Source organism: Occallatibacter gabretensis, from assembly GCF_001449115.1.
Lineage (GTDB): Bacteria > Acidobacteriota > Terriglobia > Terriglobales > Acidobacteriaceae > Telmatobacter > Telmatobacter gabretensis.
The window spans coordinates 45,380-60,976 of record NZ_LAIJ01000008.1 but is presented as its reverse complement, the minus strand read 5'-3'; the positions used below and the strand labels follow the sequence as shown (position 1 = coordinate 60,976).

Genomic DNA, 15,597 nt, shown 5'->3' with positions numbered 1-15,597 from the left:
GCCGGTCGACGAGTCCGCAATCAAGCCCATCAAGCGCGTTCCCCTCGCCGAAAAACACCATAAGAAAGCCAAAATGTAGTCAGAAGCACCTTCTCAGTAACCATCGAGGCTGGCCGGAATCTCCGGTCAGCCTCGACTTTTATAAGCCAAATGTTTTCCAATAGAAATGGCGGACTCTTTCTGCAGCCGCTTTTCACCCTGGACGAAACCATTGAAGACCTGCTTGAAGTTCTCTCGTTGCCGCAATAGCCAAATTAGTTCGACCCTGGTTCTCCTTCTTGCTCTTCTGGCACTGCCTGCGCATTTCAGCACAGCGCAGGGCCTCTGGCGCACCGTTGGGCCGGATGGGGGGGATGCGCGATCCCTGGCCTCGGTACCGGGTCATCCGGAACATCTCTACCTCGGCACAGCTCTCAGCACTATCTATGAATCTGGAAACGGTGGCGAATCCTGGAAGCGGCTCTCCCGCCTGGATCCGGCTGACGACCTGGTGATCGCGCATATCGTCATTGATCGCGCGAATTCCTCACGCATCCTCGTCGCCGCCTGGCGCTTCGACAAGCCGGAAGGCGGCCTTTACGTCAGCCATGACGCCGGCCGCACCTGGAGCGAAGACCCAGCCTTCAAAAATAAGTCCGTCTTCGCACTCGTGCAGTCGCTTTCCGATCCCAAAACCTTCGTTGCGGGCACGCTGGAAGGTGTCTTTCGTTCTACCGACACAGGGGCCACATGGACGCTCATCAGCCCGCCCGAAAGCAAGGAAATTCACGAGGTCGAATCGCTCGCCATTCATCCTCTGAATCCCGATATCATCTACGCCGGCACATGGCACCTGCCATGGAAGACAAGTGACGGCGGCAAGACCTGGGAAAACATCAAGCAGGGTGTCATTGACGACTCGGATGTTTTCTCCATCATTATCGATCCGGTCAGCCCCAGCATCGTCTACGCCAGCGCCTGTAGTGGTATCTACAAAAGCGAAACGGCGGGCGCGCTCTTCAAGAAGATTCAGGGCATTCCCGCTACGGCGCGGCGCACGCGCAAGCTGAAGCAGGATCCAGCGAACCGCGATACGGTATATGCCGGAACCACCGAGGGCCTTTACAAGACCACAGACGGCGGCAAGACCTTCCAGCGTATGACGGGGCCGGATGTCATCGTCAACGACGTGTGGATCGATCCAGAGAATCCCAACCGAATGCTGTTGGCTACGGATCGCAGTGGCGTGCTGGCCAGCAATGATGCTGCTGTCACCTTCACGGCCGCCAATCGCGGTTTCACCGCGCGAAAGGTGGAGGCCCTGCTGGTGGATTCCGGCAATCCCGCGAAGATCTATGCCGGCGTGGCGAATGATAAATCCTACGGCGGAGCCTTTGTTTCCACCGACGGCGGCGAGGAGTGGAAGCAGATTTCCGAAGGGCTCGCCGGACGCGATGTCTTCGCGTTCAGCCAGGCGCAGGATGGCACCGTCCTTGCCGGAACCAACAGCGGCATTTTCGCTCTGGATCAAGCTTCCAGCGCATGGACTCCGCGCAGCACCATCGTGAACACCGTCGCACAGGAAGTTAAGAAGGTTGTGCGCGGCAAGCACATAAGCACTGTGCAGGCTGTGGAGCAGAAGCAGGAGCTCTCCAGCCGCATCTACGCGCTCGATCTCTCTACCGATGTATGGGTTGCCGCTGCGGATGCCGGCATCTTCACCAGCCATGACCAGGGTGCAACCTGGCAGGGTGGTCCTGTAGCCGGGTCGGGCGATTATCGCGTCGTGGCTGCCCATGGCTCCACAATGGCTGCTGCGCAGCCCAACGCTTTGGCTGTCTCCACGGATGCCGGGCAGTCCTGGATGCCGGTGTCGATTCCCACTGCCATCACTCGTGTCTACCGCGTTGTCTTTTCCGCGGATGGCACCATCTGGCTGGGCACGCGCCAGGGAGTCTACTTCTCGCATGACCAGGGCCGGAACTGGCTGTGGCTGCAACGGCTGCCGATGGTGGATGTAAACGGTCTGGCCTACGATGCGCGGCAGGACAGGATTCTGGCCAGCTCGCGCGGCAGCGATTTCGTTTACTCCATCGATGCCAAGTCGCTCTCCTGGACCTGGCAGAAGACCGGCTTTCCACTCTACCTGGTGCGGTCTGCCGCCGGTCACCTCATCGCGGCCTCGCGCACGGACGGGGTTCTGCTCGAACCCTCAACCGAGCAGGCCCAGGGTGGAACAGCCATGTCCACCAAAACGGCACAATAAAAAATCAGCTCTACGAACCAATCCGCGCGGCCAGATCGAAGTCCTTCTTGGTAAGGCCGCCGGCGGAATGCGTTACCAGCGCAAACCTCACCTTGTTATAGCGGATGTCGATATCCGGATGGTGTTGCGCAGACTCAGCCAGCCCGCCCACCTTGTTTACAAAGGCGAGTGCGGCCCGGAAATCGGCGCACTCAAAATTGCGTGTAAGTTCGCCATTCACGATCTGCCACGACGGTGTTTTCGCAAGCTGCTGTTTGATCTCAGCTGGAGAGAGAAGGGAATCGGACATGATGCTGCTCCTGCCGTTCAGCATATCGAACTAACGGGATCTGAAACGGCATAGGAGGCAAAAAATCGGCGAGTCCAACGCTGCGGAGCAATTGGTCCTCGCCGTAGGGATGACCCTTCCCTGGTTTGGGAGGGGATCAATGAATTCGAACGTCGCCCGAGCCTGTCTGGATATGCACATCCGGGCCGCCGCCATTGACGCGGCCTACGATATGGTGATGATCGAAGTCGCCCTGCACGGTCATTTCGTGGTCGCTGTGCACAGAGCCTGAGCCCGTATGCGCATCCAGGTTGAATCCAGCGCTACCGGTCCAGAGCTCGATATTTCCAGATCCGGTCGTTAGTTTCCATTCACCGGCCGGCGTTCCTGTTACTTTCACGTCGCCGGAGCCGGTTCCAGCATGCAAAGCACCGTGCAGGTCTTTGAGCTCGATATTGCCGGAGCCCGTCCGGGCTGTGACTTCGCCAGGCCCGGACCCTTCAGCCACAATATCTCCCGAGCCAGTGTTCACCGCAAAACCGCCGTGCAGGCCGGAGGCGTGAATGTTTCCTGAGCCGGTGCCAAGTTTTGAGTTTTCTCCCACGCCATCGTCGGTAATGTCGCCGGAGCCGGAGTGCGCCTCAAGAAAGGCGTCTGCAGGAGCTTGAATTTCGTAGTCAATCGAAATGTTTTTAAGGTTCTCGTTGTGCGCGCCGATGCGGACAATGTTGCCGGTCTGGTCAATCGGCGGATGGTCGGCAATCTCCCGAACCTGATCGTCGCTACCACCCCAGCTTGATTTCACGTGGCCAACAATATGAATCTGGCTGCTGGAGCTGCGCGACAGGTGCACATTTCCGGAGCCGGTAAAGACCGCAAGGTCCACTCGGCCATTCACAGTCAAATTGCGTTCAAAGCTGGCCTGGGCGGCAAATGCGGGCAGAGCGGAGAGAGCAATCGCTACGGCAGCAAGTCTAAATTTCATGGTGTACCTCCAAATCGAGAACGGGGGAGGGTTAGCTCCGCTCTACCCTGTTGCATGGGAAGGGCCAAACCTGACTTTCTGCTAATTCCCGTAAAATCCGTGAAATAGCGCGCAAGCCATCATTGGTAAGCCAGAGCAGCTGTCCATAATTGAACAGCGCGTCCGACCCCGAACAACGGTCGCCTTTAAAACTGATCCCTGATCTCTGACACCTGATCCCTGCCGCTACTGCTGCAGCACTACTTCGTCGCCTTCCTTCACTCCGCTCAGGATCTCCGTCACGGAGCCATTGGAGAGACCAACCTTTACCGCGACTTTACGCTTGCCCTCGTTCTGCGTCTTGTCCGGAATCTCGACGGATGCATTGCGCTGGTTGTCGTAAATCACCGCGGATTCAGGAACCGTCAGCACGCCCTTGTGCTCATCGAGAAGGATCTCGGCATTTGCCGTCATGTTCGCCTTCAGCTCACCGCCTGAGTTGTCGATGGAAACCCGCACCTCAAAAGTCGTCACATTGTCTTTTTCCACGCCCAGAGGTGCAATCTTGGTGACCTTGCCGTTGAAAACCCGGTCGCGAAAGCTCTCCACCTTGATCCGTGCCGGCTGGTTCATATACACGTGCGCAATATCAGCCTCGTCCACCTTGCCTTGCACATATACCTGTGTCGTGTCGCCTTCGGTCATCACCAGTGTGGCCGTCGATCCCAGTACCAGGATCGAACTGACCGCGTCGCCGATTTCGACATCGCGAGAGAGAATCACGCCATCCATGGGCGCCACAATTGTCGTGTAAGAAAGCTGCTCTTCAAGCTGCTTCAGGTTCGCATTGGCCTGCTCTACCTGCGCACGCGCCTGCTTCAGCTTCGCTGTATCCACGCCAATCTGCGCCCTTGACGAGTCGCGCTTGGTCAAAGCCGCCAGGTAATCGCGATTCGCGTCATCCAGCGCCTGCCGGCTCACAATGCCGTCCTTCTGCATGGCGACGTTGCGGTCCAGCGTCTGCTTGTACATGGGCAGATCCGGCGCAGCGGCGTTCACTTTGTCCTGCTCTATATTTGCTTCAAAGGTGCCAACATTGGCTTCCGTCGCGGCAAGGGTCGCCTTCTGCGCCTCCACCTGGGCCAGAATCTCCTGCTGATCCAGCTCCGCCAGCGGCTGGCCCTTGTGGACACGATTATTGATGTCCACAAAGAGCTTCTCCACAATCCCCGACGCCTTTGACTTCACTTCGACCTTGGTAATCGGCTGAATTTTGCCCGTAGCCACCACGGAGCGCGCCACATCTCCGCGCGTCACCTTTGCCAGCCGGTTCGGGTCAATCTTTCCGCCGCTCGCCATCCGCGCCATCGCTACGCCGGTGACGGCAACTGCCAGCACGGCCAGCAAAACAATCCATATCCACAATCTTCTTTTCTTACGCGGAGCCAAGATGAATCCTCCAGCGGCATCTCTGGCCGCAAATTTCATGTATGAGATAAAAAAGCCGCCACGATTGCCACCGTTCAGACTGTTTCCATCCCGAGGTGTCAACCGCTTTCAGAAGACCACAAACTTTCTGTATGGCCTCGCAATCCCATACGCATTGCGATTCGCTTTAGTTCCCGGGCGCCGCGCCGTATTTCAATTGCAGAAGTGCTATCCTCACACCGAGATGCAAGGTCTCTTTCTCCTCCAATGCGTCGCGGTTGGCATGTTAATCCTGGCCAATGGTTTCTTCGTCGCCGCCGAGTTCGCACTGGTCTCCATCCGTGACACCCGTGTAGAGCAGATGCTCCACGCCCGCATGCCCGGCGCACGCGCCGTTCGCCGCCTCCAGCACGATCTCGACGACTTTCTCCCCGCTGTTCAACTTGGCGTCACGCTGTGCTCGCTGGCCCTAGGCTGGATCGGCGAGCCTCTTGCCGCGCAGGTCGTTCTTGCCATCTTTGATTGGTTCCCGCATCCGCCCGTACATCCGTTGTTTTACGCGCACGCTGTCGCTTTCACCGCTGTCGCCCTCGGCTTCTGCCTCATCACCTATTTTCACGTTGTCCTGGGTGAACTCGTTCCTAAATCACTCGCTCTGCGCCGCGCGGAGGCCCTTGCTGTCGCTGTTGCGCCGCCCATGCTCTTCTTCATGGCCATTGTGCGTCCCTGCGTACGCCTCCTCAGCCGCTCCGCCGGCATTGTTCTTCGCGGCTTCGATGTCGAGCTCACAGAGCGCGCCAGCGCTCACTCACCCGAAGAGCTCAAACTCATTGCCACCGCCGCCCGCCGCACAGGCGTCCTGCCGCGCTTTCAGGAAACCCTTGTTCATCGTGCCCTTGAACTCAACGACGTCACCGTCCGCGAGATCATGACGCCGCGCCAGAAGATTCTCTCCCTGCCCGCAAACATGTCCGTCGAAGAAGCTTCCGCCCGCGTCATCGATCTTCAGCACTCACGCGTTCCCGTTTACGATGAGACCCGCGGCCCAGAGCACATCATCGGGGTCGTGTACTCAAAAGACCTTGCCCGTCTCATATACTTCCGCCCCACTGCTCGTTTTTCCGATCCCGGCGCGCCCATGCCGCTTCTGAACCTCCGCCTCAGCCAGATCATGCGCGAGCTCCTTGTCGTTCCGGAAACCAAGACCGTTCTCGACCTTCTGCGCGATCTCCAACGCCGCCGCCGCCATATGGCGATCGTTGTCGATGAGTTCGGTTCCACTGTAGGGCTCGTCACATCGGAAGACGCCATCGAGCAGCTCACGGGAGAAATTGAAGACGAATTTGACGACCCCGCCCGCCCGCTGCTGGCAAACCCCGACGGCGATTTCCTTCTCGATGGCAGTGTCAACCTGCGCGACCTGGAAACCCAGATGCAGTGGAAACTGCCCCGCGACGGCGGCGTGGAAACCCTCGCCGGCTTTCTTCTCACACAGCTCGGCCACATACCGCGCGCCGGAGAAACCACCGATTACGGCTCCCGCCGCTTCATCATCCTGGAAATGGATGGCCGCCGCATCGGCAAGGTCCGCGTGGAGACCATTCACCCCATCGCAGAGGTCTCAGACCAGCCTCAAACCGAAGAATCCGGAAAAAACAGTTGAAGAATACAATTAGGTGACAAATCAGGTGATACAACCCATAGTCCCGGGGAGCATACTGTTGCGGGGGTTTTTATGCGGCTTTTTCTCGCTTCAACCATCCTTGCAGGTGCAGCTTTAGTTCCGCAGGCGCAGCAGCCCGGCGCGCAACCAGCCCAGAATCCTGCTTCGCCTGCAGCCGACCAGCAGCCTGGGCTCCGTGTGACGTCCCGCAACGTCGTCATCGACGTCATCGTCACCAACAACGGCAAGCCCGTCACCGGACTCTCAAAGGACACCTTCATGGTCACAGAGTCCGGCAAGCCGCAGTCTGTCTCCTTCTTTGAAGAGAACGCGCCAGCGCCGCAGCCCCAGTCCGTTCAGATCCCCAAAATGCCCCCGGACGTCTTCACCAACTTCTCTCCATTTCCCACTCCGCCAGCCGTCAACGTGCTCCTGCTCGATTCCCTCAACACGCTCACGGAAGATCAGAGCTGGGTCCATAAGGCTGCTCTGCAGTTCCTCAAGAGCGCCAAGCCTGGCAACCGTATGGCCATCTTCACCATGGGCCTCGGCCTGCACTTCATCCAGGGATTCAGCGACGATCCCAGCGTTCTCGCGGCCGCCCTCAGCAACAAAAAGAACAATGAGGTCGAAAACGTGGGCGCAATAACAAGCCAGGATGAAATTGTTAGTCAGCAGAACCTCATCGGCTTGATGAGCGCAAACACGCCTTTCAGCACCGCGGCGAATCCCGATATGATCGCCGCCCTTCAGAACTTCATGAATGAGAACAACTTCTCTCGGGATGTGGATCGCAACTACCTTACACTCGAAAATCTGCAGCGGCTCGCCACCTTCCTGCAGGGCTTTCCTGGCCGCAAGAACATCATCTGGTTTTCGGAAAAGGCGCCGGGAATATTCGTCATCAACTCCGGTGTGATAGGCGGCATCCAGACCGGCAATCCTTCCTTGAGTGTTACAGCTTCCCGAACTCTCGCAATGTTGGCCGCAGCCCGCGCCGCCCTGTATCCCGTCGATGCCCGCGGCACATCGGTCAACGCTGTCTATAAAGCGGAAAACGTGATCTCTTCGGCCAACAATTCGCCACAGCAGATGCTTGGGGCCAGCAACCCCACCCCTGGAAGCACCGCTGCAACCTCCCAGAGTGCTGGCTCTGCCGCCATGCTGCAACAGATAAGCCAGGAAGATCAGGATCGCAATACCGACCAGCTCAATGCGCAGCTCATCGCGGACCAATCCGGCGGGCGAGCCTTTGCCAACTCCAACGGCCTCGCCGAGATCATCGACAAGATCACCTCATCCAGCGACAACTTCTACACCATTGCTTACACGCCAACCAATCCAAATATGGATGGCGATTACCGCAAAATCGAAATCAAAGTATCGGGGGCGAAATATCAACTCTCCTATCGTCGCGGTTACTTTGCCGTAGACGATGCGCTTCCCGGCAGCTCGCTCGTCGTCCGCAGCAAAGAGATCCAGCAGCTCAATCAGAAGGCTCCGGGCGCTGTCGATCCGCTATTGCCCTTTATGGATCTCGGCATGCCGCAGAGCCAGCAACTGCTTTACAAGCTGCGAGTCTTTCCTGCTCCGGCAGGCACGGTTGCGGCCGCTCCAAGTCCTGCGCCAAGCACACCGCCAAATCCACAACAGGACAAGTCTCCAGGCAAGGACAAGACCGCTTACAAGATCGACTTTGCCGTCGACGCTTCGGATCTGACGCTCACCCCGGCCCCGGATGGCACTCGCAAAGGCAAGGTCAACATCTCTCTGGCTGTCTATGACCGCTACGCAAACGTCGTCACCCATGAGGAGCACCTCGTCGATCTCAATTTCCCTCCCGATGCCTGGGCCGCTATCCAGAACTCCGGCGTCCAGCTCCACGCACAGCTTTTCGTGCCGGCAAAAGGGCACTACTGGCTGCGCACCGGCATCCTGGATCGCAGTTCCCATAAGGTCGGCACCATGGAGATCCCGTTAAGCGCCGTAGTTCCGCTCCAACAAGCATCGAAATGATAACTGCGTTGTGCAGCTGACATTTCTAAGCGATCAGCCCAACAGAGAAATCTGGAAAAGGGCTGAACTATGCATCCTGATGACACAATCGTTCGTCTCAGGAAGCATACTGTTGCGGGGGTTGTCATGCGGCTTTTTCTCGCTTCTACCGTTCTCGCAGGCTCAAATCTGATATTCCAGGCGCAGCAGCCCATTGCGCAGCCGATCCAGGCGCCTGTTGCTTCTCAAGCGGATCAGCCAGCGCTCCGTGTCACCGCCCGATCCGTCGTCCTAGACGTGATCGTCACCAACAACGGCAAGCCCGTCACCGGTCTCAAAAAAGACGCCTTCACCGTCACAGAGTCCGGCAAGCCGCAGGCTGTCTCTTTCTTTGAAGAGAACACGCCTGCGCCGCCGCAGTCCGTGCAGATTCCTAAAATGCCCACGGACGTCTTCACCAACTTCTCTCCATTCCCTGAACCTCCTGTCGTCAACATCCTGCTTCTGGATGCTCTCAACACAAACACCGATAACCAGGGCTGGGCCCACAAGCAAGCTCTGCAATTCCTCAAGACAGCCAAGCCCGGCAACCGCATGGCCATCTTCTCCATGGACCTCGGCCTGCACTTCATTCAGGGTTTCAATGACGATCCGGCAATCCTCATGGCCGCGCTCAATAATAAAAAGAACAATGAGGTTGCAAACGTCGGCGCACTGACCAGTCACTCTGAGGTACTCAACCAGCAGAACATGGCCGGAATGATGAGCCAATCTGTGGGAAACGGGGGCACTGCCGCATCGGCGGGAATGATCTCCGCATTCAACCAATTCATGAATGAAAACAATCTCGCGCAGAATATCGATCGAATGCAGGTCACACTCGAAAATCTCCAACGGCTCGCAAGCTTTTTACAGGGCTTTCCCGGGCGAAAGAACATCATCTGGTTTGCGGAAAAGCCACCTGGCATATTTGTCGTCAACTCCGGCGGCATGGGCGGCGTACAGACCGGCAATCCTGCCCTGGGCGATCAGATGTCGCGTACTCTCGCCATGCTGGCTGCGGCACGCGCCGCCATCTACCCCGTCGAGCCTACCGGCACAAGTGTCAATGGCGTCTACACTGCGGAAAATATAGTCTCTCCGTCCAACTCCTCGCCCTCGCAGATGACCGGTCTCGGCAGCGCCGTGGTGCAACAGCTGAACAGCGAAGATATGTCGCGTAACGGTGATCAGGCGAATGCCCAGATCATGGCAGATCAGTCCGGCGGACGCGCTTTCGCTAACATCAACAGCCTCGCGGACATCATCAACAAGATCACCTCCACCAGCAGCAACTTCTACACCATCGCCTACACGCCAACGAACGCAAATATGGACGGCAGCTTTCGCAACATTGAAGTCAAAGTGGCTGGCGCGAAATATCAGCTCGCATATCGTCGCGGATACTTCGCCGTAGACGATGCACTCCCCGGCAGCTCGCTTGCAGTCCGCAGCCAGGAACTGCAAAAGCTCAACCAGAAAACTCCCGGAGCCGTCGATCCGCTGTTGCCTTTCATGGACCTCGGAATGCCGCAGAGCGAGCAGATCCTTTACAAGCTGCGTATTTATCCGGCGCAGGCAGGCACGCCCGCAGCCGCTTCAAATCCCGCTCCAAACGCACCGCCGGACATAACACCCGGTAAGGATAAGACCGCCTACAAGATCGATTTCGCCATCGATACATCAGATCTCACCCTTACACCTGCTCCCGACGGAAGTCACAAAGGCAAGGTCAACATAACGCTTGTCGTCTATGACCGCTACGGAAACATCACAAATCAGGAAAGCCATCTGGTGGATCTTAGCTTCCCGCCAGACGCCTGGGCCGCAGTGCAGAAAGCCGGCGTGCAGCTTCACGCGCAGCTAGCCGTACCCACAAAAGGGAACTACTGGCTGCGCACCGGCATCTTTGATCGCACCTCGCGCAAAGTCGGCACTATGGAGGTTCCGTTAAGCGCCGTCGTGCCACTTCAGCAAGCCTCCAAATAGCTTCTTAATCCTTCTGCCGTCGCCATCGGATACCATGCGTATAAGCCATGGCGACGGTAACTCCATCCTCCGTAGGCACATCGCTCAGCGGTTCAGTCTTTGTGCTCATCCAGTTTGATGTCTGCGAGGAGCTGCGCCTCGACGTGCTTCAGCAGGTTCTCAAACAAGAAGACGAGGCGCGCACTCTCCGTCAGCCGAATCTCAAGCACTCCGCACCCTCCTACGTCAGCTACCAGCGCCCGCCCGTCACCGGCCGCCTGGATCCGCTTGTTCTCGAATCCGGCGAGCGCCTGGAAGGCGAAATCAAGTATTACGATTACGGCGTCGTCAGCATTCTCTATCAGTTGCCATTTACAGGCGACTGGGAAAGCCTTGTGCATCTCTCCAGCCGGTGGGTCTGGGACGTGGATTTTGCCTCCCGCGTAGAGCCGATCGTTCGCCAAAAGCTTAGCCGCATTCCGCAGGCGATGGAGAATCCTTACACGCGCTGGCTTAGCGAGGACTACTTCATCTTCCATGTCCGCGAAGCTGCCGGTTCGCCCACAGCTACGGATTTAACTACGCGCTTCGGTTCGCAGATCGCACAGATTGTCCGCGGCGACCGCGTCACGCTCTCCGATCGGGAAATCGCCGAGGTTCTTCAGTCGCAGATTTCTTACTACGCGCAGGATCTGGCTGTGATCACGTGGAACGCTGCGTTTCTGTATGACTCAACTGCCGGCGCGGAGACTGCCATTCAGTTGCTGGAATATGCCAACTCGCAGTTGCTCGAATTTCGTCACTACGACGATCTTCTGACCAAGATCCTGGATCGCGTCTACGACGAGCTCGAAAAGAAGAACAGTTTCTTCAGCCGCTGGAGTATGGCGCGTAACGCCAACGGCCTCCATTCCGTGCTGCTGGAAGTCTCGGAGCTGACCGAACACGCTGATAATGCCATCAAGTTTCTCAGCGACATGTTCGCCGCCCGGCTCTACAAGGTGGCTGCGGCCAGGGTGGGCGTGCCGGATTACCGCGACCTGGTGGAACAGAAGCTCAAAACCGCTGAGGAGCTTTATAACTACATGGTTGAGCAGTTCAACCAGACCCGCACCTTCTTCCTTGAGGTGATGGTGGTGCTGATTCTGCTCATCGAGCTGGTGTATGTCTTCCGCGGCAGGCCGGTTTAGTCGTTGTTCCCTTCGCTTCCCAATAACTGGTCGTCCTTCATTACCAAAGTTCATTGTCCTTTCGTACCGTCTTGCCTCTTCAGAAACTTTGCGTGCAATTAACCCAATCTGTGCTTTACTCATAATCAGCAGAGAAAGCAACGGCCCGAATCCATACTGGATTCGGGCCGTTTAGTTTCTACAGACAGTACAGTACCCCCCTGCTTGCCGTCAGAATCTGCAATTCGATAAATCTGTATCAAGCAGTTTCATTGCACAGTTCCGGAATGAAGATCGCATAAAGATTTGCTCAAGAACTGTGCAGCAGTCCGCAACTCAAACGAAAGAAATTAGTTGGGAATCAACGCTGCACTGGATAACTCCCGCATTCAACTCTCTTTGCGATACAACATGTCACGCATGGTCTTGCGGCGGGCGGCGTTCAGTTCAGGGTCGGCACTAGAAAGCTCTCCTTTAGAGGATTCTTCCTCTTCGGGTTCGCTACAGGAAGGGCAGCGGTTGGCGAAGCCGGGCTTGTCCGGCTTCAGTTCGAACTCATCACCACAGACGGCACAGGTACGGATAGGAAATGGCATAACAGATTTATTTTAAAACCGAGATTCGAGGAATTACCGGCCAAAATCTCTTGCTCCTTTAGTTTGAAACAGATACTCTGCACCCACCCAGGTCAGTTCACACCGACTTCATCATAAAAATTGTCAGGACGACCATGCTGCAAGCCAGGGACAAGAGATCGGCTATCCCCGAGCAATTTCGCGAGATACTTTCGGAGTCATTTCTTCAAGGCTGGAGTACCGCCGAGGAACGTCTGCTTTATGCGATTACCGCCGGCGCTCGCGCTATCGCCGGCAGCAGCGATCAGGTGAATGATCCTACCAACAATCCGGACACGCCAAACCCATGGCCGGAAGACCGGAGGGTTCGTGCTGAGCTCATCCACTGGCTATGCACAGATAAGGCGGCCGTCGGCAGAATTGGCTCCCACGGCATTCGGCTCTTTGCAGCGCGAATCGCAGGGCCGCTGGATTTGGCGAACGTTAAGCTTTCGTTTCCGCTCTGGCTCCTGTGGTGCCAGATATCGGAGCCCGCGGATCTTTCTTACATCCAGCTTCCGTCGCTGGCTCTCTCCGGGTCTGCGCTTGGTTGGCTGGATCTTTCTTATGTGCGGATTCGCGGCGATCTGGCGCTCGACGCGGGCTTCTCAAGCACTACCGGCGTCACGATGTATTCCGCGAATATAGGAGGGGATCTTTATTGCGCTGGTGGTCGATTCCATGCGGATGACGGATATGCCCTCAACGCCGAACAGGTCACCATTGATGGGTCCGTATTTTTTTCGGAAGGCTTCCATGCCCAGGGCGGAGCTAGCTTGAGAGCGGCTCATATCAAGAATGACATGAGCTGCAAAGGTGGCAGTTTTGTGGCGAATAAGGATGACCCGAAAGTCGATATGAATTTCGCCGCATTCGACGCGGAATCCGCAGTGGTTGGCGGTCGGGTTTTCCTGGATGGCGGATTCTCCGCGACGGGGCAGGTCTTTCTCGGCAGCGCCCAGATAGGCACGGAACTGGTGTGTGATGGAGGCCACTTCAGCAATCCAGACGGTGAGGCGATTTCCGCCGCAGGCATCTTTGTCAAAGGCGGCGTTTTTCTTGGCAGCAAGTTCTCGGCGCAAGGCACGGTGAATTTGTTGGGTGCACAGATTGGAGGGAATCTTAATTGCGAAGCAGGGCAATTCAACAGTTCTTCAAGCTGGGCGATCAATGCCGAGGTGATCACCGTTGGTGGGTCCGCACTTCTGGATCACTGCACGGCGCGCGGCGGAGTGCTCCTGAAGGCGGCGCACATCCGGAATGAGTTAGATTGCAATAACTCGCATTTTACGGATCACCCGGGAAAGCAGGGCACCGCTGCTTTGCAAGCCAAGTCGGCGGTGATTGGCAGTGGTGTTTTTTTGAGCTACGGATTCACCGGGGAAGGATTGGTTTGTTTCGATCTGGCTCAAATCGGAGGAGATTTGAATTGTGAAGACGGCCACTTCAAAAATACTTCCGATGATTCGGTTTCGGCAGAAGGCGCTGTGATCAAGGGGAGTGTCATACTTCGTGCAAAATTCTCTGCGACCGGCAGGGTATCCCTTATGAACGCGCAGGTGGATGGGGATCTTGATTGTGAGAGCGGCACGTTCAGCGCTTCTGCTGGCGAATCTCTGAACGCGGAACGGGCCACGATCGGAGGCTCTGTCTATTTCAGGAAAGATTTCAGTGCCAAGGGTGAGGTAAATGTACGGTCGGCGCATATACGGAACGACCTGGATTGCAGCCAAGGTCATTTCGCGTGGAACGATGATGACGAATATGCCTTGAATGCCGCCTATGTGGTAATTGGCGGCAATATCTTTTTAAATATCAAATTCTCAGCAGAAGGAATGACCGCTCTTGATCTGGCTCAAATAGGCGGAGACTTGTATTGTGATGGCGGAAGCTTTAAAAACGCGGGCGGTGTTTCATTTAAAGCAGATAGCGTCGTGGTGAAAGGTGGAGTTTATCTCAACAAAAAGTTTTCATCGGTTGGCAGGGTAAGCATCGTGGGCGCGCAGATCTCCGGGGATTTCGACTGCCAGAACGGCCAGTTCAGCGCTTCCAGCGGCACAGCTCTCGATGCGGAGCGCGTCACCATTGGCGGTTCTGTCTTTCTTCATGGGCGCGACGGAGATTTCAGCGCGGATGCGACGGTGGACTTCAGCGAGGCCCAGATCAGCAGAGACATGAACTGTACGCGGGGCAGCTTTCAAGACGTGAGTCTTTATGGAGCGACCATCAAGCAGACTCTCTACTGGACGGAGATCCAATCTATTTCCAAACTCAAGCTGAGCGATCTGAAGGTGGATACGCTTGAGACGGACAATGCGAAGAGCTGGCCGCGAAAGGGGGATCTTTCGCTGGATGGCTTCACCTATCGATCGGTTTCCGGCGGCTTCCAGGATTCGGATTTTCGAAAGGGCTGGCTGCGGCTTTCGTCGCCTTTTTCTGAACAGCCCTACACACAGCTGGCAAAGTTTCTTCAGGAGACGGGGGATGGCGACGGCGCCAAAGAGGTACTGTCGCAGATGGAATCCGATTCACGCGAGAATACCCGCCAGAGATTCAGCCCGCTGCGCAAGTTTGAAAACTATGGTGGAGACCTGCTGCAGCAATCGACCACGGGTTACGGTATCTATCCATTGCGCGCGGTGTACGGGCTTGGCTTAATGGCTGGAGTGGCGTGGGTGATTCACCGGCGGGCCAAGGTTCGGAATGCTATGGCTCCATCCGAGAAGGAAGCCTATGAGGCTTACCATGCAAGCGGTCAGTTGCCGGATCACTATCCGCCGTTTCATCCGCTGATCTACTCACTTGAAAACTGCATACCACTGGTGAAGCTGGGACAGGACGACAAATGGCAGCCTGACTCGGCTCCGTTGCAGAATCCGCACGCGCTTGTGGCACCAGCGGGGAGGGCGAAGAGCTGGCTGGGCAGAACGCGGGAGCGGGCGAAGCAAGGGTGGGAGTGGGTGGCTCAGCGCACGATCGATCCGATATTCATTCGAGCTGACCGGCTACGCTGGGTGCGATGGATATTGATCATGCTGGGCTGGATACTGGCCACATTTTTTGCGGCCGGCATTGCGGGGATTGTCAAAGGTGGATAGGCTCGACGCCGCTGGCAACTTTGCCAGTGAACGCTGGTTGAAGCGTGACCTATAGCATGACGTCTCTGCTCGTTGGTAGACAGGCCATCACTATCGCGAAGTAATGGCGATGGCAGGGATTTCAATCCGATCGCGGCTGGCAGCGA

At 56.8% G+C, this 15,597-nt stretch carries 10 protein-coding genes; 6 read left to right on the top strand and 4 right to left on the bottom strand.

The window, feature by feature from the left end; genetic code table 11:
• The first annotated feature begins 223 nt into the window (after nt 1–223).
• A complete protein-coding gene (locus tag VO84_RS06450; protein ID WP_231737809.1) occupies nt 224–2,245 on the top strand; it encodes a WD40/YVTN/BNR-like repeat-containing protein in 2,022 nt (673 codons plus the stop codon).
• A gap of 10 nt (nt 2,246–2,255) precedes the next feature.
• On the opposite strand, the gene VO84_RS06445 is transcribed toward VO84_RS06450, so the two are convergent.
• The 3 genes from VO84_RS06445 to VO84_RS06435 form a co-directional block, all read right to left on the bottom strand.
• Nucleotides 2,256–2,534: a 4a-hydroxytetrahydrobiopterin dehydratase gene (locus VO84_RS06445; RefSeq protein ID WP_058186620.1), complete on the bottom strand. Its 279-nt coding sequence runs from the start codon at nt 2,532–2,534 to the stop codon at nt 2,256–2,258.
• Nucleotides 2,535–2,670: 136 nt separating this feature from the next.
• On the bottom strand, nt 2,671–3,498 hold the full coding sequence (locus VO84_RS06440) for a DUF4097 family beta strand repeat-containing protein (RefSeq protein ID WP_058186618.1): 828 nt from the start codon (nt 3,496–3,498) through the stop codon (nt 2,671–2,673).
• Between the two features lie 225 nt (nt 3,499–3,723).
• Entirely contained in the window at nt 3,724–4,926 is a 1,203-nt protein-coding gene (locus VO84_RS06435) for an efflux RND transporter periplasmic adaptor subunit (RefSeq protein ID WP_331458397.1), read from the bottom strand.
• Between the two features lie 223 nt (nt 4,927–5,149).
• On the opposite strand from VO84_RS06435, the gene VO84_RS06430 reads away from it, so the two are divergent.
• From VO84_RS06430 to VO84_RS06415, 4 genes are all read left to right on the top strand, one after another.
• Entirely contained in the window at nt 5,150–6,568 is a 1,419-nt protein-coding gene (locus tag VO84_RS06430) for a hemolysin family protein (RefSeq protein ID WP_058186617.1), read from the top strand.
• A gap of 72 nt (nt 6,569–6,640) precedes the next feature.
• Entirely contained in the window at nt 6,641–8,584 is a 1,944-nt protein-coding gene (locus tag VO84_RS06425) for a VWA domain-containing protein (RefSeq protein WP_058186613.1), read from the top strand.
• A 126-nt stretch (nt 8,585–8,710) separates the two neighbouring features.
• On the top strand, nt 8,711–10,591 hold the full coding sequence (locus VO84_RS06420) for a VWA domain-containing protein (RefSeq protein WP_197413928.1): 1,881 nt from the start codon (nt 8,711–8,713) through the stop codon (nt 10,589–10,591).
• A gap of 47 nt (nt 10,592–10,638) precedes the next feature.
• The gene (locus tag VO84_RS06415; protein ID WP_058186609.1) at nt 10,639–11,760 is read left to right on the top strand and encodes a hypothetical protein; all 1,122 of its coding nucleotides are present in this window, start codon (nt 10,639–10,641) and stop codon (nt 11,758–11,760) included.
• Between the two features lie 368 nt (nt 11,761–12,128).
• Here the strand turns inward: VO84_RS06415 and VO84_RS22070 are convergent, their stop codons facing one another.
• Entirely contained in the window at nt 12,129–12,335 is a 207-nt protein-coding gene (locus VO84_RS22070) for a hypothetical protein (RefSeq protein ID WP_082661781.1), read from the bottom strand.
• Between the two features lie 134 nt (nt 12,336–12,469).
• Here VO84_RS22070 and VO84_RS06410 point away from each other — a divergent pair, with 134 nt between their 5' ends.
• Complete coding sequence (locus tag VO84_RS06410) at nt 12,470–15,451, top strand: hypothetical protein (RefSeq protein WP_058186607.1); 2,982 nt, start codon at nt 12,470–12,472, stop codon at nt 15,449–15,451.
• Nucleotides 15,452–15,597 lie beyond the last annotated feature (146 nt).

Coding starts and splice junctions, on each gene's coding strand:
- VO84_RS06445 (WP_058186620.1), bottom strand. CDS start 2,534: ATGTCCGATTCCCTTCTCTCTCCAGCTGAGATCAAACAGCAGCTTGCG.
- VO84_RS22070 (WP_082661781.1), bottom strand. CDS start 12,335: ATGCCATTTCCTATCCGTACCTGTGCCGTCTGTGGTGATGAGTTCGAA.
- VO84_RS06420 (WP_197413928.1), top strand. CDS start 8,711: ATGCGGCTTTTTCTCGCTTCTACCGTTCTCGCAGGCTCAAATCTGATA.
- VO84_RS06410 (WP_058186607.1), top strand. CDS start 12,470: ATGCTGCAAGCCAGGGACAAGAGATCGGCTATCCCCGAGCAATTTCGC.
- VO84_RS06430 (WP_058186617.1), top strand. CDS start 5,150: ATGCAAGGTCTCTTTCTCCTCCAATGCGTCGCGGTTGGCATGTTAATC.
- VO84_RS06425 (WP_058186613.1), top strand. CDS start 6,641: ATGCGGCTTTTTCTCGCTTCAACCATCCTTGCAGGTGCAGCTTTAGTT.
- VO84_RS06440 (WP_058186618.1), bottom strand. CDS start 3,498: ATGAAATTTAGACTTGCTGCCGTAGCGATTGCTCTCTCCGCTCTGCCC.
- VO84_RS06415 (WP_058186609.1), top strand. CDS start 10,639: ATGGCGACGGTAACTCCATCCTCCGTAGGCACATCGCTCAGCGGTTCA.